We start from the raw sequence: 17,488 nt of genomic DNA, 5'->3' as shown, positions 1-17,488 counted from the left end.
CGGCATCGTGACCACCGACCGACGCGTCCTCGTCCATCCCGATCGCGCCACGCTCGCGGGCAGCGTGGCCGCCCGCTTCGTGACAAAGCTCATCGACCTGATCGACGACGAGGGCGAGGCGCACGTCGTTCTCACGGGCGGCTCCGTCGGCATCGAAGTGCTCGCCGCGATCGCGCACTCCCCCGCCCGCGACAGCATCGACTGGGATGCGGTGCACCTGTGGTGGGGCGACGAACGGTGGCTGCCGCGCGGTGACGCCGACCGCAACGAGACGCAGGCGCGCACGGCACTCATCGACCACATCGCGATTCCCGCTGAGAACGTGCACCCGTTCCCGGCCAGCGACGAGGGGCTCGAGCTCGATGCGGCCGCCGAGGCCTACGCCGCCGAATTGGCGCGTTTCGGGCGCGACGGCGCCGAGCATCCGCGTTTCGCCATCATGTTCCTCGGCGTCGGCCCCGACGGACACATCGCCTCGCTCTTCCCCGAGCGCCCCGGCCCCCTCGTGAGCGACCGCACGGTCATCGCGGTGCACGACTCGCCGAAGCCCCCTGCCGGCCGCCTCAGTCTCACGGTGCCGGTCATTCGCGCAACCGAGCGCGTCTGGCTGGTGCTCGCGGGAGCAGACAAGGCGCCCGCCCTGGGCCTGGCACTCGCCGAGGCAGACCCGGCTTCGGTTCCCGCGGCTGCCGCTCTCGGCACGAAGCGCACGGTGTTCTTCGTCGACACCGAGGCCGCCGCCGATGTTCCCGAGTCGCTGCGCACGCCGCCGAGCTACTGGACGGGTGCCATGGAGACCCACGACTGGATGCCGTCGAGCTGGGAGCCCAGCGACTACCGGCGCTCGTAAGACACCCTCAGACAGCAACGACGAACGCCCCGCCGGCAGGAAGCTGGCGGGGCGTTGGTCGTTGCGTGGGTGCGGGCGACGCTACTTTGTCGAGGATGCGGTTCCGCGCCGTTCGCGGAGCTTCTGCAGCGCCTCGTCAAGGATCTGCTTCGCCTCCTCGTCGGTGCGGCGCTCTTTCACGTACGCCAGGTGCGTCTTGTACGGCTCGTTTTTCTGCATCGCCGGCGGGTTGTCCTTGTCGCGGCCGGCGGGAAGGCCCGACTGCGGCGAGTCGATGACCTCGGGGATCTCCTCGTCGGGAAGGTTGGCCGCAAAATAGCGAACCGTCTCGTTGCCGAGCGCATCCCAATACGAGATGGCGACGCGCTCCGCGTGAATGCCGCGGTCTTGCTCGCCCATCGGGCCTGAGCCGACGCGGGACCCGCGAATGGCGCTTCCTCCAGAAACCATGGTGGTGCTCCTTACAGCCCGGTAAACCGGGTGATCAGACCGAGAACCACAATCGTCGAAACCCAGACGAGGGCCAGAATGATCGTGATGCGGTTGAGGTTGCGTTCCGCCACACCTGATGCGCCGAGGTTCGACGTGACGCCGCCACCGAACATGTCGGAGAGCCCGCCACCGCGACCGCGGTGCAACAGGATCATGAGCGTCAGAAGCAGGCTGGTGATGCCCAGGATGACCTGAAGCACGACCTGAAGGATTTGCACGGGAGAGAACCTTCCGGGGGGTGGGGAACAACGTCCCACTCTAGCGCAGGCGCGCGACGCCCGCCGGGACGGGCCCCGCGCCTGCGGATCAATAGGAAACGCTAAACGGTGCCGACGTGATTGCGGAACCGGGCGATGGCCGCGAACTCTTCGGGGTCGAGGCTGGCCCCACCGACGAGGGCGCCGTCAACATCCTTCTGGGCCATGAAGCCAGCAATGTTGCTGGACTTCACGCTGCCGCCGTACAGGATGCGCGTGCGGGCCGCCGCCTCGTCGCCCCACGCCTCAGCGAGGGTCGCGCGGAGCGCCTGACAAACCTGCTGAGCCTGCTCGGGCGTGGCTGCCTGGCCGCTGCCGATCGCCCACACGGGCTCGTACGCGACGACGATGTCGGATGCCGCGTCAACCGCGTCCAGTACGGCCTTCAGCTGGCCCACCGGAACAGCCGAGGCGCCGTGCTCTTCGAGGTCGGCGGCGGTCTCACCGACGCACACGACCGGCGTCACCCCGTGCTTGAGCGCTGCGGCCGTCTTGCGAGCGACCACGCCGTCGTCCTCGTGGTGGTACTCACGCCGCTCGGAGTGTCCGACGATCACGTAGTGGCAGTCGAGCTTCGCGAGGAACTGACCCGAGATCTCGCCGGTGTACGCGCCGCCGTCGTGCTCGGAGAGGTCTTGCCCGCCGTAGCGCACGTCGAGCGAGTCGGCGCCTACGAGCGTCTGCACGCTGCGCAGGTCGGTGAACGGCGGAAACACCGCAACCTCGACCTCGCTGAACGGATGCCCCTTATCGCGCAGGGTCCACGCAAGCTTCTGCACGGTGGCGATCGCCTGCAGGTGGTCGAGGTTCATTTTCCAGTTACCCGCAATCAGCGGGATACGCGTGGTCACCATCCGAGGACCTCCAGTCCGGGGAGCTTCTTACCTTCGAGGAATTCCAGGCTCGCGCCACCGCCCGTGGACACGTGGCCAAACTGCTCGTCGCGGAAACCGAGGGCGCGCACCGCGGCGGCCGAGTCGCCGCCTCCGACAACACCCAGGCCGTCGACGCGGGTGAGCGCCTCGGCCACGGTCTTCGTTCCGGCGGCGAAAGCCGGGAACTCGAACACGCCCATGGGCCCGTTCCAGAACACCGTCTTCGAGCTGGCGATGAGTTCGGCGAAGCGGGCAGCGGTCTCGGGTCCGATGTCGAGCCCGATGCCCGCCTCACCCGCGGGGCCTGCGGTCAGCGCGTCGGCAGCCTGCACCGTGTGCGGCGCGTCGGCGGCGAAGGCTTCGGCGACAACCACATCGGTCGGCAGCACGATCTCGACGCCGCGCTGCTCGGCCTCGGCCAGGTAGCCCCGCACCGTCTCGAGCTGGTCCTCTTCGAGGAGGCTCGCGCCAATCTCGTGGCCCTGCGCCTTTAGGAAGGTGAAGAGCATGCCCCCGCCGACGAGCAGGCGGTCGACCCGAGGCAGGAGGTGGGCGATGACGCCGAGCTTGTCGGAGACCTTTGATCCGCCGAGGACGACCGTGTACGGCCGCTCGGGCTTCTCGGTCAACCGGTCAAGCACGTCGAGCTCAGCCGCGATCAACGATCCGGCAGCGCTCGGCAGCGACTGAACGAGCTCGTAAACGCTGGCCTGCTTCCGGTGCACGACGCCGAAGCCGTCCGAGACCACGACGTCGCCGAGCTCGGCGAGCCGTCCGGCGAACCGAGCACGATCATCCGCGTTCTTGCTGGTTTCGTCGGGCGAGAACCGGAGGTTCTCGAGCACGGCGACCTGGCCATCCTCAAGGCCGTCGACCGCCTCGCGGGCCGCCGAGCCGACCGTGTCACTCGCGAACGTCACCGGTGCGCCCAGCAGCTCGCTCATGCGCTGCGCCACCGGACGCAGGCTGTAGCGCGAGTCGGGCTCGCCGTCGGGGCGGCCGAGGTGGGATATCACCACGACCCTCGCCCCACGGTGAACGAGCGCGTTGATCGTCGGTAAGGACGCGCGAATGCGGCCGTCGTCGGTCACCTGGCCGTCCGACAACGGAACGTTCAGGTCGCATCGCAGGATCACTCGCCGGCCGGCGAGCTCACCCAGGGATTCGATCGTGCGCAGAGCCACGTCAGGAGCCCCGGCCGCGCTTAGAGGCGCTCGGCGACGTACTCGGTGAGGTCGACGAGACGGTTCGAGTAGCCCCACTCGTTGTCGTACCACGCCGAGAGCTTGACCTGGTTGCCGTTGACGCGAAGCAGGCCGGCGTCGAAGATCGACGAATGCGGGTCGGTGACGATGTCACTCGAAACGATCGGGTCTTCGGTGTACTTGAGGATGCCCTTCATGGGGCCCTCGGCGGCAGCCCTGTAGGCGGCGAGAATCTCGTCGGCCGACACCTCGCGGCTCGCCTCGACCGTGAGGTCGGTGATGGAGCCGGTGGGAACCGGAACGCGCAGCGCGAAGCCGTCGAGCTTGCCCTTCAGCTCGGGCAGGACAAGGCCGATCGCCTTCGCCGCACCCGTCGAGGTGGGAACGATGTTGACGGCGGCGGCGCGAGCGCGACGCAGGTCGCTGTGCGGGCCGTCCTGGAGGTTCTGGTCAGCCGTGTAGGCGTGCACCGTAGTCATGAGGCCACGCTCGATGCCGAAGGTGTCGTTGAACACCTTGGCGAGCGGGGCAAGGCAGTTCGTCGTGCACGACGCATTTGAGATGATGTGGTGGTTCGCGGGGTCGTAGTCTTCGTGGTTCACGCCGACGACGAAGGTGGCGTCTTCACCGGTCGCGGGAGCCGAGATCAGCACCTTCTTGGCACCGGCGTCGAGGTGCTTCTTCGCCGCCTCCGCCTTCGTGAAGAAGCCGGTCGACTCGATCACGATGTCAACGCCGAGCTCGCCCCAGGGCAGGTTCGCCGGGTCGCGATCGGCAAGCACGGTGATCGGCTTGCCGTTGACGACAATCGTGTCGCCCTCGAGCTGCACATCGGCGTCGAGGCGGCCCGTGATCGAGTCGTACTTCAGCAGGTGTGCGAGAGCGGCATTGTCGGTCAAGTCGTTGACGGCGACGATCTCGAGGTCACTGCCCTGGGCGAGAGCCGCCCGGAAGTAGTTGCGGCCGATGCGACCGAAGCCGTTGATACCGATCTTCACGCTCACGAGAAACTCCTGTGGGGTGCGGGGGCAGCCGTAGCTGCGGTGTGGTGGTGGGGTGAGACGCGGGCGGCCGGGGCGCGAGGCGCCCCGGCCGCGTCGCCGTCGTTTACGACAGTAGCAGGAGGCCGTCCGTCGTCGACCGGGCCGCGGCGAAGCGGTCCGCCACGTTCTGCCAGTTGACGATGTTCCAGAAGGCCTTCACGTAGTCGGCCTTGACGTTCACATAGTCGAGGTAGAACGCGTGCTCCCACATGTCGAGCTGCAGCAGCGGCACCGTCGCCTGCGCGGTGTTGCCCTGCTGGTCGAAGAGCTGCTGGATGATGAGGCGGCGCCCGATCGGGTCCCACGACAGCACGCCCCAGCCCGAGCCCTGGATTCCCATCGACGCTGCGGTGAAGTGCGCGACGAACTGGTCGAACGAGCCGAAGAACTCGTCGATGGCCGCAGCCAGCTCGCCGGTTGGCTTGTCGCCACCCTCGGGCGAAAGGTTGGTCCAGAAGATCGAGTGGTTCACGTGGCCGCCGAGGTGGAACGCGAGATCCTTCTCAAGTCGGTTAATGTTCGCGAAGTCACCCGACTCGCGAGCGGCCGCAAGACCGTCGAGTGCCGCGTTCGCTCCGGCGACGTAGGCCGCGTGGTGCTTTGAGTGGTGAAGCTCCATGATGCGCGCGCTGATGTGCGGCTCGAGGGCTGCGTAGTCGTAGCCCAAATCGGGAAGGCTGTAGGTGGTCATGAACGGGTCATCTCCTCCGTAACGGATGCCGGGGTGCCCGGTCGGCCACCCCGCTGACTGCTCGCGAGTCTAGTGACGACAACGAGACCGACCCCGGCCCTGTTCCCGATACTCCGGGGATATCCAGGGACGAGCCCCCGCGTCGATCAGTCGGCGTCGACGCCCTCGGGCAGGTTCGCATCGGTGCCCGGCACTCCGAGCTGCTCAGCGCGCTTGTCGGCCATCGCGAGGAGGCGTCGGATACGACCCGCGACGGCGTCTTTCGTCATGGGCGGATCGGCGTGGTGGCCGAGCTCGTCGAGGCTTGCGTCGCGGTGCGCGAGGCGCAACTGACCGGCGTACTGGAGGTGTTCGGGAATGTCGTCGCCCAGAATTTCGAGCGCACGCTCGACCCGCGCGCACGCGGCAACGGCGGCCTGCGCCGAGCGGCGAAGGTTGGCGTCGTCGAAGTTCACGAGACGGTTCGCCGTCGCGCGCACCTCACGGCGCTGACGCATCTCTTCCCACGCCTCGACCGTGGAACCTGCGCCCATGATGCGCAGCATTTCGCTGATCTTTTCGCCGTCACGAATCACGACGCGGTGAACGCCGCGCACCTCGCGTGCCTTCGCCGGCACCCCCAGCCGCCCCGCAGCGCCGACCAGGGCCATGGCCGCCTCGTTGCCGGGGCAGCTCACCTCGAGGGCGGCCGACCGGCCGGGATCGGTGAGCGAGCCGTGGGCAAGAAATGCGCCCCGCCAGATGGCCGCCAGCTGCTCGGTGCCACCGGTGGTGAGCTTGTTCGGGAGGCCGCGAACGGGGCGGCGGCGCGCATCCAACAAACCGGTCTGGCGCGCGAGGGTCTCGCCACCGTCCACAACGCGCACGACGTACGCCGGCACCTTGCGCGAGCCGCCGGGCGACAAAATCGCACCGTCGCTGCGCATGCCATACAACTCGGCGATATCGCGCCGCACACGGCGAGCAACGTTCGGGGAGTCGAGTTCAACCTCAACCGCGATGCGCCCCGAGATCATGTGCAGGCCGCCCGCGAAGCGCAGAATTGTCGCCAACTCGGCCGCTCGCACCGTCGTCTTCGTCGCGGCCAGACGGGCCAGCTCCTCTTTGACGTCGGCGGTCAGTGACACGGGGTGGTCTCCTCTGGGGTTCGTCGGCGGTGGTCGTCGTCGCTGCGGGCCGCGGATCGTGCGGCGCGTCGCACTCGGCGACAGTCGAGCCTACTCGCGTCCGAGGTCTCGATGCTTCACGGTCACGGCGATACCCGGCATCGCGCGCAGACGCGCAGCCAGCTGTTCCACCATCGCGACGGATCGGTGTTTACCTCCCGTGCATCCGATCGCGAAGGTGGCGTGCCGCTTGTTCTCGCGGGCGTATCCGGCCAGCTGAGGGCGAAGCATGGCCGTGAGCCCGTCAAGAAATTCGCTCGCGCCCTCCTGCGCCAACACATAGTCGCGCACGGGCTCGTCGAGACCGGTCGCGCTACGCAGTTCGGGTTGCCAGAAAGGGTTCGGCAGAAAACGCGCGTCGGTGATCACATCGGCGTCTGTCGGGGTGCCGTACTTGAATCCAAAGCTTTCGAGCGTGACCTTGACGTCGGCCGTGCCCTGCGGGGCGAAGATGTCGGTGACCGTCGTCGCCAGCTGGTGAATGTTGAAGCTGGTGGTGTCGATGACGATGTCACTGAGCTCGCGCACCTCGAGCATGCGGGCCCGCTCGCGGGCGATGCCATCGAGCAGCGTGCCGTCTTCCTGCAAGGGGTGCGGGCGCCGCACCTGCTCGAAACGGCGCACGAGCGCGTCGTCGGTCGCCTCGAGAAACAGCACCCGCAGGTGCGTGCGACCCCGCAACTCGTGAACGATGTCGACGAGGTCGGCGAACAACTTGCCACCGCGAACATCGACAACGGCGGCGATCGCGGGAAGCTGACTGCCGGGGTGCACTGCGAGATCGACGAGCGGACGCAACATCTGCGGCGGCAGGTTGTCGACCACGTACCACCCGAGGTCTTCCAAAGCATTGGCGACCGTCGAACGGCCCGCCCCCGACATACCGGTGACGATCAGAACCTCGTGCGCGGGAGTCTCGCTCATTGCCTCAGCCTGCTTGGGTGCGGTGTGGGTCCAGCCTACCCGGTGCCTCAGCCAGCCAGCGCGCGACGAATCTCGCCCGCCAGCGCCGGGCCGATCCCGTCGACCGCGGTCAACTCGTCGGGCGACGCCTGCCGCAGGCGCGTCACCGAACCGAAGTGGGTCAACAGCTTCTGGATGCGCGCCGGCCCCAGCCCGGGCACGTCGGCTAGTTGCGTGCGGATGTCGCGCTTGCGCGTCGTGCGCTGGTAGCGCAGCGCGAAACGGTGCGCCTCGTCGCGCAGGCGCTGCAGCAGAAACAGGGCGTCGGATGCGCGGGGCAGAATCACCGGGAACGACTCCCCCGGCAGCCACACCTCTTCCAGGCGCTTGGCGATGCCGCACACGGCGATGTCGGTGACGCCCGCGTCACGCAGCGCGCGGGCGGCCGCGTTGACCTGCGGCTCGCCGCCGTCGATCACGAGCAGCCCCGGGCGGTAGTGGAACGCCGCGCGGGAGCCCGTCACAGCCGGCGTCTCGCCCGCCGCGTGTGCGGTGGTGTCGGAGTCGGTGCTGACGTCGGCCGTCGCCGGCTCGGGTGCCGGCGCATCCTCCGGCGCCGGAACGAGCCCCGTGCTCGTCGCCGGCAGTTCGGGTGCCGACAGGTACGCGAGGCGGCGCCTCAGAACCTGATAGATCGCGTCCGTGTCGTCGCGCGCATCCTCGATGGCGAAGCGGCGGTACTGGTCTTTCTTTGGCAGCCCGTCTTCGAAGACGACCATGGAGGCGACCTGGCCCTTGCCGCCGAAGTGCGAGACATCGAAGCACTCGAGCCGCAGTGGCGCGTCGGCGAGACCGAGGGCCTCTTGAATGTCGGCGAGGGCCTGCGAGCGGGCCGTGAAGTCGCCGGCGCGGCGCGTCGTGTACTGCACGAGGGCGCCGTGGGCGTTCTGTCGCACGGTCTCGGCCAGAGCCGCCTTGTCGCCGCGCTGCGCGGTGCGCAGCTGGACTCCCCCGCGCTCTCCGCCGGCGCGTCGCCGCTCGGCGAGCACCTGCTGCAGGGCGGCCACGTCGTCGGGCAGGGCGGGCACGATGACCTCGCGCGGCGGCACGAGATCGTCATACGCGTTCTGCAGAGCGGTGTCGACGAGGTCACCCAGTGACACGTCGAGCTCGGTGTCGACGACCCAGCCCCGCACACCGCGAATGCGGCCGCCACGCACTGTGAACAGCTGCACGGCTGCAGAGAGCTGATCGTGGGCGATGCCAAAGACGTCGGCGTCGACATCCTCGGCGAGCACGACGGTGCTCTTTTCGAGGGCTGTCTCGAGTGCGCCAATCTGATCGCGGATACGCGCGGCCGTCTCGTAGTCAAACTCGGCGGCCGCCTCGGCCATCTTCTTTTTCAGCCCGCGGACGTAGGACACGTCGTTGCCGGCCATGAAGCTCGCAAAGTCGAGCGCGATCGACTTGTGGTCGGAACGGGAGATGCGCCCGACGCACGGCGCCGCGCACTTGCCAATGTCGCCGAGCAAGCACGGCCGATTGCGGGCCTCGGCGCGCTTATACGTCGACTCGGAACACGAGCGCATCGGAAACGCCTTGAGCATCGTGTCGACAGTCTCGCGCACCGCCCACACCTTGGTGTACGGGCCGAAATAGCGCGCCCCCCGAATGCCGCGGGTGCGCGTCACCATGACGCGGGGAACGGCGTCACCGAGAGTGATGGCGAGGTACGGGTATGTCTTGTCGTCACGGAACTTGATGTTGAACGGGGGTGCGAACTCTTTGATCCAGGTGTATTCGAGTTGCAGCGCCTCGAGTTCGGTGCCGACGATCGTCCACTCGACGCCCCGGGCCGTCGTCACCATGCGGCGCGTGCGCTCGTGCAACGAGTGCAGCGGCTGGAAGTAGTTGGTCAGTCGCTGCCGCAGATTCTTGGCCTTGCCGACGTACAGCACGCGGCCCGCGTCATCACGAAATCGGTACACCCCCGGCGCCGTGGGGATCTCGCCGCGGCGCGGGCGCCATTCGTCGCGCGAGACCACGGTCAGGCCTCGACGACCTCGAGCGCCGGCAGCAGTTCGCGCAGGAAGGCACCGGTGTGGCTTGCCTCGACGCGGGCCACCTCTTCGGGCGTGCCAACCGCGATGACCTGCCCTCCGCCCGAACCCCCTTCAGGGCCGAGGTCGATGAGGTGGTCGGCCGCGCGGATCACGTCGAGGTTGTGCTCGATGACGATGACGGAGTTGCCCTTGTCAACGAGACCGTTCAAGACGATGAGCAGCTTGCGCACGTCTTCGAAGTGCAGGCCCGTGGTCGGCTCATCGAGCACGTAGATGCTGCGACCATTCGAGCGCTTCTGAAGTTCGGTGGCGAGCTTCACGCGCTGCGCCTCGCCGCCCGACAGGGTGGTCGCGCTCTGGCCGAGACGCACGTAACCGAGCCCCACATCGACGAGGGTCTTCAGGAAGCGGTGGATCGCGCTGATCGGTTCGAAGAACTCGGCAGCCTCCTCAATAGGCATGTCGAGCACCTCGGCAATGTTCTTGCCCTTGTAGTGCACCTGCAGGGTGTCGCGGTTGTAGCGCGCACCGCCACAGACCTCACACGCGACGTAGACGTCGGGCAGAAAGTTCATTTCGATCTTGATCGTGCCGTCGCCCGCGCAGTTCTCGCAGCGCCCGCCCTTCACGTTGAAGCTGAAGCGCCCGGGCTGGTAGCCGCGCGCCTTCGCCTCCTGGGTTTCGGCGAACAGCTGCCGGATGCGATCGAACACGCCCGTGTAGGTCGCGGGATTCGAGCGGGGGGTGCGACCGATCGGCGCCTGGTCGACGTGCACCACCTTGTCGAGGTGTTCGAGCCCGAGCACGCGGGTGTGCTTGCCGGGCACCTGACGCGCGCCGTTCAACTTGTTGGCCAGCACCTTGTACAAGATGTCGTTCACGAGGCTCGACTTGCCGGAACCGCTGACACCCGTGACCGCCACGAACACCCCGAGGGGGATGTCGACGGTGACGTCGCGCAGGTTGTTCGCCTTCGCGCCGACGACCGTGAGCGCCCGCTCGGGGTCGATCGCGCGGCGTTCGACTCGCTCGACGACGTGCCGACGACCGGCGAGGTAGTCACCCGTGATCGACTTGGGGTTCTCGATGAGCCCCGCGTACGAACCCGAGTGCACGACGCGACCACCGTGCTCTCCCGCGCCCGGCCCGATGTCGACGACCCAGTCGGCGGTGCGGATGGTGTCTTCGTCGTGCTCCACCACGATCAGGGTGTTGCCGAGGTTCTTGAGCTTCACGAGGGTGTCGATGAGGCGCCGGTTGTCGCGCTGGTGCAGACCGATCGACGGCTCGTCGAGCACGTACAGCACGCCGGTCAGGCCCGATCCAATCTGCGTCGCCAGACGGATGCGCTGCGCCTCGCCACCCGACAGCGAGCCGGCGGCACGCGCCATGGTGAGATAGCCGAGGCCGACCTCGAGCAGGAACTCGAGGCGGGCGCGGATCTCGCGCAGCACGGCGGCGGCGATCGCCGCCTCGCGCTCGGTGAGGGTCAGCGATTCCATGAACGCATACGCATCTTGGATGCTGAGTTCGGCCACCGAGGAGATTGACCGACCCGAGACCTGCACCGCCAGCACCTCGGGCTTCAGCCGCGCGCCGTCGCACTCAGAACACGGCACCTCGCGCAGGTACTCGGCGAATCGCTGCTGCGACCAGTCGCTCTCGGCCTCGGCGTACTTACGCTCGATGTACGGGATCACTCCCTCGAAGCCCGTCGAGTACGACACGTCACGGCCGTAGCGGTTGCGCCACTTGACTCGCACCTCGAAGTCGTTGCCGTGCAGGATCGCCTGCTGCGTGCTCTCTTCGAGCTCGCCCCAGGGGGTGTCGAGCGAGTAGCCGAGATCGCGTGCGAGCCCGCCCAGCAGCTTCTGGAAGTAGCTGTACAGCCCCTTGCCCTGTTGGTTCCAGGGCAAGATGACGCCGTCGTTCAGCGACAGGCTGGGGTCACCGATGAGCAGCTCGACGTCGACGGCCATGCGGGTGCCGAGCCCTGAACACACGGGGCACGCGCCGAACGGCGAGTTGAACGAGAAGGTGCGCGGCTCGATCTCGGTGAGTTGAAGCGGGTGCCGGTTCGGGCAGCTGAGCTTCTCGCTGAACGTGCGCGTGCGGTCTTTGGCCTTCGCGTCGCGGTCGACGTAGTCGATGACGATCAGACCGTCGGTCAGGCCCACTGCGGTCTCGAGCGAGTCGGTGAGTCGCCCGAGCAGATCGGGCTTCGCGACGAGCCGGTCGACGACCACCGAGATGTCGTGCTTGTTCTGCTTTTTCAGCGTGGGCGGCTCGGCCAGGGAGATCGTCTCGCCGTCGACGACGGCGCGGGAGTACCCGGCCTGCGCGAGCTCGGCGAAGAGGTCGACGAACTCGCCCTTCTTTTGGCTCACGACCGGTGCGAGCACCTGGAACCGCGTGCCCTCCTCCATCGTCATGAGCTCGTCGGCGATCTGCTGCACCGTCTGGCGCTGGATGCGCTCACCGCAGATCGGGCAGTGCGGAATACCGACTCGCGCCCACAGCAGTCGCATGTAGTCGTAGATCTCAGTGATCGTGCCGACGGTTGAGCGCGGGTTGCGGTTTGTCGACTTCTGGTCGATCGAGACGGCGGGGCTCAGCCCTTCGATGAAGTCGACGTCGGGGCGGTCGACCTGCCCGAGGAACTGCCGCGCATACGCCGAGAGCGACTCGACGTAGCGACGCTGCCCCTCGGCGAAGATCGTGTCGAAGGCGAGTGAGCTCTTGCCCGAGCCGGACAGCCCGGTGAAGACGACGAGCGCGTCGCGCGGAATGACGAGGTCGACGTCGCGCAAATTGTGCACGCGCGCACCGCGCACGCTGAGGTGGGGGGCGGATTCGAGGGGGGTTGCCGGCACTCGCGTCATTCTAGGCTCCGCCTCCGACACGGATGCCCGGCTCGCTCTCAGCGGACGTGGCCGGCCTCCGACATCTGTCGCAGGTCACGCTTCAGCTCTTGCACCTCGTCGCGCAGGCGCGCGGCGAGCTCGAACTTCAACTCGTCGGCCGCCGACAGCATCTGCGCCGTGAGGTCGGCGATGATCGACTCGAGCTCGGCGGCCCCTTCGGCAGCCTTCCCCTCGCGCCGCTTCGCGGGCGTCGCGGCACGCTTGCCGCCGTCGCGGCCCGCGAGCAACTCTTTCGTGTCTTCGCCCTCGCGGATGAGTTGATCGGTGATGTCGGCGATGCGCTTGCGAAGCGGGGTCGGGTCGATGCCGTTCTCGAGGTTGTACGCAACCTGGCGCTCGCGGCGACGCGTTGTCTCGTCGATGGCCTGCGCCATGGACGGCGTCACGACGTCGGCGTACATGTGCACCTCGCCCGAGACGTTACGGGCGGCACGACCGATGGTCTGGATGAGCGAGGTGGACGAGCGCAGGAACCCCTCTTTATCGGCGTCGAGGATCGCAACCAGCGACACCTCGGGCAGGTCGAGACCCTCACGCAGCAGGTTGATGCCGACGAGCACGTCGTAGACGCCCTGACGCAACTCGCGCAACAGCTCGACGCGTCGCAGCGTGTCGACGTCGGAGTGCAGGTAGCGCACGCGTACCCCGGCTTCTTCGAGGAAGTCGGTGAGCTCTTCGGCCATCTTCTTCGTCAGAGTCGTGACGAGCACGCGCTCGTCGCGCTCGACCCGGACACGAATATGCTCGAGCAGATCATCGATCTGGCCCTTCGAGGGCTTCACGACGATCTGCGGATCAACGAGGCCGGTGGGCCGAATGATCTGCTCGACCACGCCATCGGACACACCCAGCTCATACTTGCCGGGCGTCGCCGAGAGGTAGACCTTCTGCCCCGTGCGGGTGAGGAACTCTTCCCACCGCAGCGGGCGGTTATCGAGCGCGCTCGGCAGTCGGAAGCCGTGCTCGACGAGGGTGCGCTTCCGGCTGGCATCGCCCTCGTACATCGCACCGATCTGCGGCACGGTGACGTGACTCTCATCGATCACAACGAGGAAGTCGTCGGGGAAGTAGTCGAGCAGGCAGTGGGGTGGTTCGCCCGCGGCGCGGCCGTCGATGTGCCGCGAATAGTTCTCGATGCCGTTGCAGAAACCGATCTGCTCCATCATCTCGAGGTCGTATGTCGTACGCATGCGCAGTCGCTGAGCCTCAAGCAGTTTGCCCTGGCGCTCGAGTTCGGCGAGCCGCTCATCGAGTTCGGTGCGAATCGTGCCGATCGCGCGCTGCATCGTGTCGGGTGACGCGGCGTAGTGGGTGGCCGGAAACACCGATACGGCGTCGAGGGTTGAGACGACGTTTCCCGTGAGGGGGTGCAGGGCGTACAGGGCTTCAATCTCGTCGCCAAACATCTCAATGCGAATGGCGAGCTCTTCGTACACCGGGATGATCTCGATCGTGTCGCCGCGCACGCGGAACTTACCCCGCGAGAAGTCGACGTCGTTGCGCTGATACTGCATCGCGACGAAGGCCCGAATGAGCTGCTCGCGCGAAATCGTCTGGCCGACCTGCAGCGCCACCATGGCCTCGAGGTACTCTTCCGCAGCACCGAGGCCGTAAATGCAGGAGACCGTGGAGACCACGACCACGTCGCGGCGACTCAGCAACGCGTTCGTCGTCGAGTGGCGCAGACGCTCAACCTCGGCGTTGATCGAGCTGTCTTTCTCGATGAAGGTGTCGGTCTGCGGAACGTAGGCCTCGGGTTGGTAGTAGTCGTAGTACGACACGAAGTACTCGACGGCGTTATGTGGCATGAGCTCGCGAAACTCGGTCGCGAGCTGCGCAGCCAGGGTCTTGTTGTGTGCCAAGACGAGCGTCGGGCGCTGCACCTGTTCAATCAGCCAGGCGGTCGTCGCGCTCTTGCCCGTGCCAGTCGCGCCGAGCAGCACGATGTCGGTCTCGCCCGCGTTGATGCGAGCCGCCAACTCGGCGATCGCCTGAGGCTGATCACCGCTCGGCTGATACTCACTGACAACCTCGAAGGGGCGCACGGAACGAGTCGCTTGCATGCGAAAAGACTAGGCCGCACCCCCGACACGGCTCTGGGCGTGCGCTCAGCCGCTGTCTCGCTCCGCGAGCAAGCGGCGCCACAGCGCGTCGGACTGCGCCACCGTCTCCTCCATGCTTCCCGAGGAGTCGATCACGACATCCGCCATCGCTCGCCGCTCGGCATCGCTGATCTGTGCGGCGACGCGATTCGAGGCGTCGGCGCGATCCATGCCACGCACCGTGACGAGCCGTTCGATGCGAACCTCACCCGGCGCATCCACCACCACGATCGTGCCGAACTCGTCGGCCGCGCGCGCCTCAGCGAGCAGCGGAACGTCGTAGACGATCACCGCCCGTGGATCGCGCGCCCGCGCATCCGCGACCGCATCGGCATACAGGCGGCGAACTTCAGGATGCACGATGGCGTTCAGCTGCTGGCGCGCGTCATCGTCGGCGAAGACGATGCGGCCGAGCGCCGCCCGGTCGAGCGAGCCGTCGGGCAGCACCAGCTGGTCTCCGAAGCGCTCGGCGATCGCGGCCAGTCCCGGGCTCGCCGGTGCGACCGCCTCGCGAGCCAGCGCATCGGCGTCGATGACGACGGCGCCGAGCTCAGCGAGCCGTCGGGCGACCGTCGATTTACCCGCAGCAATGCCTCCGGTCAGGCCCACGACATCCATGCGCTCAGGCTAGTGGGGAGGCCCTGAGCGTCGCCGCACCGCGCAGTGCGCGGGTTTAGCATGGCCGCAGAGACACCCCGCGGGAGGACCCCATGCTCGAGATCTTGACAGGCGCAGGGCTCGCGGTGTCCGCGGGGCTGAACGCCTACATTCCTCTGCTCGTCTTGGGGCTCGCCGGCCGCTTCATCGACGGCGTCTCGCTGCCGGGCGGCTGGACGTGGCTGTCGAACGAGTGGGTGCTGGGCATCATCGCCCTGCTGCTCGTCGTCGAAGTCATCGCGGACAAGATTCCCGCGGTCGACTCGATCAACGACTGGCTGCAGTCGATCGTGCGCCCCGCGTCAGGCGGCATCGTTTTCGGCGGCGGCGCCCTCGCCGAGACCGTCGCGGTGAGTGATCCCGCGGCCTTCGTGGAGTCGGGCGACTGGGTGCCGATCGCCATCGGTGTGGGGATCGCCCTCGCCGTTCACCTACTCAAGGCACTCGTGCGGGTGGCCGCGAACACGCTGAGTGCGGGTGCGGCCGCCCCGGCGCTGTCGACGGCGGAGGACATCACCGCGGTCGTGCTCAGCCTCTCGGCCCTCGTCCTTCCGCTCATCGTCGCGGTCGTGCTGATTGCCCTCGTCGTCACCGTGATCGTTATCCTGCGTCGCGCACGCGAGCGGCGTCGCAGCGTGCCCGCCTAAACGCCGAACGCGGGCCGCCTCCCCGGAAGGGGAGAACGACCCGCGTTGCGCTGTGCGCCCTCAGGCGCGCGGCGTTAGTTGCCGGAGAGCTTCTCGCGAAGCGCGGCGAGCGACTCGTCGTCCGCGAGGGTGCCCGCGCCGGCCGAGTCGGAGGTGAACGAACCCGCAGCGGGAACGTCGAGCTCGGCCTCGTCGGTGATCGACTGGGCGACCTGCTTCTTGTGCGATTCCCAGCGCGCCTGGGCGGCAGCGTAGTCCTGCTCCCACTTGGTGCGCTGCTCCTCGAAGCCGTCCTTCCACTCGCCCGACTCGGGGTCGAAGCCCTCGGGGTACTTGTAGTTGCCCTGCTCGTCGTACTCGGTCGGCATGCCGTAGACGGCCGGGTCGAACTCGGTGCCCTCGGGGTCAACGCCCTCGTTGGCCTGCTTGAGGCTCAGCGAGATGCGGCGACGCTCGAGGTCGATGTCGATGACCTTGACGAACACCTCGTCGCCGACCGAAACAACCTGCTCGGCGAGCTCGACGTGCTTGCTCGACAGCTCCGAAATGTGCACGAGGCCCTCGATGCCGTCGGCAACGCGAACGAACGCACCGAACGGAACGAGCTTCGTGACCTTGCCCGGAGCGATCTGGCCGATGGCGTGCGTGCGGGCGAAGACCTGCCACGGGTCTTCCTGGGTCGCCTTAAGCGAGAGCGACACGCGCTCGCGGTCGAGGTCGACCTCGAGGATCTCGACGGTGACCTCCTGGCCCACCTCGACGACCTCGCTGGCGTGCTCGATGTGCTTCCAGCTGAGCTCGGAGACGTGCACGAGGCCGTCCACGCCGCCTAGGTCCACGAACGCACCGAAGTTGACGATCGACGACACGACACCCTTGCGGACCTGGCCCTTGGCCAAAGCGTTCAGGAAGTTCGAGCGGCTCTCCGACTGGGTCTGCTCGAGCAGCGCGCGACGCGACAGAACGACGTTGTTGCGGTTCTTGTCGAGCTCGAGAATCTTCGCCTCGATCTCCTGACCCAGGTACGGGGTGAGGTCACGCACGCGGCGCAGTTCGATGAGCGAGGCGGGGAGGAAGCCGCGGAGGCCGATGTCGACGATGAGGCCACCCTTGACGACCTCGATGACCGTACCGGTGACAACACCGTCCGAGTCCTTGATCTTCTCGACGTCGCCCCACGCACGCTCGTACTGCGCGCGCTTCTTCGACAGGATGAGGCGACCCTCCTTGTCCTCCTTCTGGAGAACGAGGGCTTCGACCATGTCACCGACGGCGACGACCTCGGAGGGGTCGACGTCGTGCTTGATCGAGAGTTCGCGGGAGGGGATAACACCCTCGGTCTTGTAGCCCACGTCGAGGAGGACCTCGTCGCGGTCGATCTTCACGACGGTTCCTTCGATGAGGTCGCCGTCGTTGAAGAACTTCAGGGTCTCTTCGACCGCCGCCAGGAAGTCTTCAGCAGACCCGATGTCGTTGATCGCGATCTGCTTGGGGGCGTTGGTCGTTGCGGTTGTCATGTAGTGGTTGCTCCGATGCGGACAGGGTTCGGGCCCAAAACGACGTGGTGCGAGGAGTGTCGCCCGGGCATGCGGACAGGATTGTCGTCAAATCGA

Annotated in this window: 15 protein-coding genes; 2 read left to right on the top strand and 13 right to left on the bottom strand. The window is 67.3% G+C overall.

The features are described from left to right. The first annotated feature begins 7 nt into the window (after positions 1–7). Entirely contained in the window at positions 8–850 is an 843-nt protein-coding gene (pgl, locus tag EV141_RS00295) for a 6-phosphogluconolactonase (protein ID WP_130483996.1), read from the top strand. Between the two features lie 81 nt (positions 851–931). Here the strand turns inward: pgl and EV141_RS00290 are convergent, their stop codons facing one another. From EV141_RS00290 to coaE, 12 genes are all read right to left on the bottom strand, one after another. Then, the gene (locus EV141_RS00290) at positions 932–1,300 is read right to left on the bottom strand and encodes an RNA polymerase-binding protein RbpA (protein WP_130483995.1); all 369 of its coding nucleotides are present in this window, start codon (positions 1,298–1,300) and stop codon (positions 932–934) included. An 11-nt stretch (positions 1,301–1,311) separates the two neighbouring features. Next, on the bottom strand, positions 1,312–1,560 hold the full coding sequence (secG, locus tag EV141_RS00285; RefSeq protein ID WP_130483994.1) for a preprotein translocase subunit SecG: 249 nt from the start codon (positions 1,558–1,560) through the stop codon (positions 1,312–1,314). A gap of 101 nt (positions 1,561–1,661) precedes the next feature. Further along, positions 1,662–2,453: a triose-phosphate isomerase gene (gene tpiA / locus EV141_RS00280; protein ID WP_130483993.1), complete on the bottom strand. Its 792-nt coding sequence runs from the start codon at positions 2,451–2,453 to the stop codon at positions 1,662–1,664. Continuing rightward, complete coding sequence (locus EV141_RS00275) at positions 2,447–3,658, bottom strand: phosphoglycerate kinase (RefSeq protein ID WP_130483992.1); 1,212 nt, start codon at positions 3,656–3,658, stop codon at positions 2,447–2,449. Before EV141_RS00275 ends, tpiA begins: the two co-directional genes overlap by 7 nt. A gap of 20 nt (positions 3,659–3,678) precedes the next feature. Beyond that, a complete protein-coding gene (gene gap / locus EV141_RS00270; RefSeq protein WP_130483991.1) occupies positions 3,679–4,683 on the bottom strand; it encodes a type I glyceraldehyde-3-phosphate dehydrogenase in 1,005 nt (334 codons plus the stop codon). A gap of 103 nt (positions 4,684–4,786) precedes the next feature. Then, a complete protein-coding gene (locus EV141_RS00265) occupies positions 4,787–5,413 on the bottom strand; it encodes a superoxide dismutase (RefSeq protein WP_130483990.1) in 627 nt (208 codons plus the stop codon). A gap of 146 nt (positions 5,414–5,559) precedes the next feature. Next, positions 5,560–6,540: a DNA-binding protein WhiA gene (gene whiA / locus EV141_RS00260; protein ID WP_130483989.1), complete on the bottom strand. Its 981-nt coding sequence runs from the start codon at positions 6,538–6,540 to the stop codon at positions 5,560–5,562. A gap of 90 nt (positions 6,541–6,630) precedes the next feature. Next, entirely contained in the window at positions 6,631–7,503 is an 873-nt protein-coding gene (gene rapZ / locus EV141_RS00255; RefSeq protein ID WP_130483988.1) for an RNase adapter RapZ, read from the bottom strand. A 47-nt stretch (positions 7,504–7,550) separates the two neighbouring features. Then, positions 7,551–9,527 (bottom strand): excinuclease ABC subunit UvrC, encoded by a 1,977-nt coding sequence (gene uvrC / locus EV141_RS00250; RefSeq protein ID WP_130483987.1) that lies wholly within the window; start codon positions 9,525–9,527, stop codon positions 7,551–7,553. A gap of 2 nt (positions 9,528–9,529) precedes the next feature. Next, entirely contained in the window at positions 9,530–12,427 is a 2,898-nt protein-coding gene (uvrA, locus tag EV141_RS00245) for an excinuclease ABC subunit UvrA (protein WP_130483986.1), read from the bottom strand. A gap of 38 nt (positions 12,428–12,465) precedes the next feature. Beyond that, positions 12,466–14,532: an excinuclease ABC subunit UvrB gene (gene uvrB, locus EV141_RS00240; RefSeq protein ID WP_130483985.1), complete on the bottom strand. Its 2,067-nt coding sequence runs from the start codon at positions 14,530–14,532 to the stop codon at positions 12,466–12,468. Between the two features lie 45 nt (positions 14,533–14,577). Next, on the bottom strand, positions 14,578–15,189 hold the full coding sequence (gene coaE / locus EV141_RS00235) for a dephospho-CoA kinase (RefSeq protein ID WP_130483984.1): 612 nt from the start codon (positions 15,187–15,189) through the stop codon (positions 14,578–14,580). Between the two features lie 92 nt (positions 15,190–15,281). On the opposite strand from coaE, the gene EV141_RS00230 reads away from it, so the two are divergent. Then, positions 15,282–15,875 carry a DUF4126 domain-containing protein gene (locus EV141_RS00230; RefSeq protein WP_130483983.1) on the top strand — a complete coding sequence of 198 codons (594 nt, stop codon included), beginning with the start codon at positions 15,282–15,284 and terminating at the stop codon, positions 15,873–15,875. A 74-nt stretch (positions 15,876–15,949) separates the two neighbouring features. On the opposite strand, the gene rpsA is transcribed toward EV141_RS00230, so the two are convergent. Further along, positions 15,950–17,392 carry a 30S ribosomal protein S1 gene (gene rpsA / locus EV141_RS00225; protein WP_130483982.1) on the bottom strand — a complete coding sequence of 481 codons (1,443 nt, stop codon included), beginning with the start codon at positions 17,390–17,392 and terminating at the stop codon, positions 15,950–15,952. Positions 17,393–17,488: the final 96 nt, after the last annotated feature.

The organism is Microcella putealis (genome assembly GCF_004216575.1).
GTDB lineage: Bacteria > Actinomycetota > Actinomycetes > Actinomycetales > Microbacteriaceae > Microcella > Microcella putealis.
This window is presented reverse-complemented; position numbering and strand designations above follow the sequence as displayed.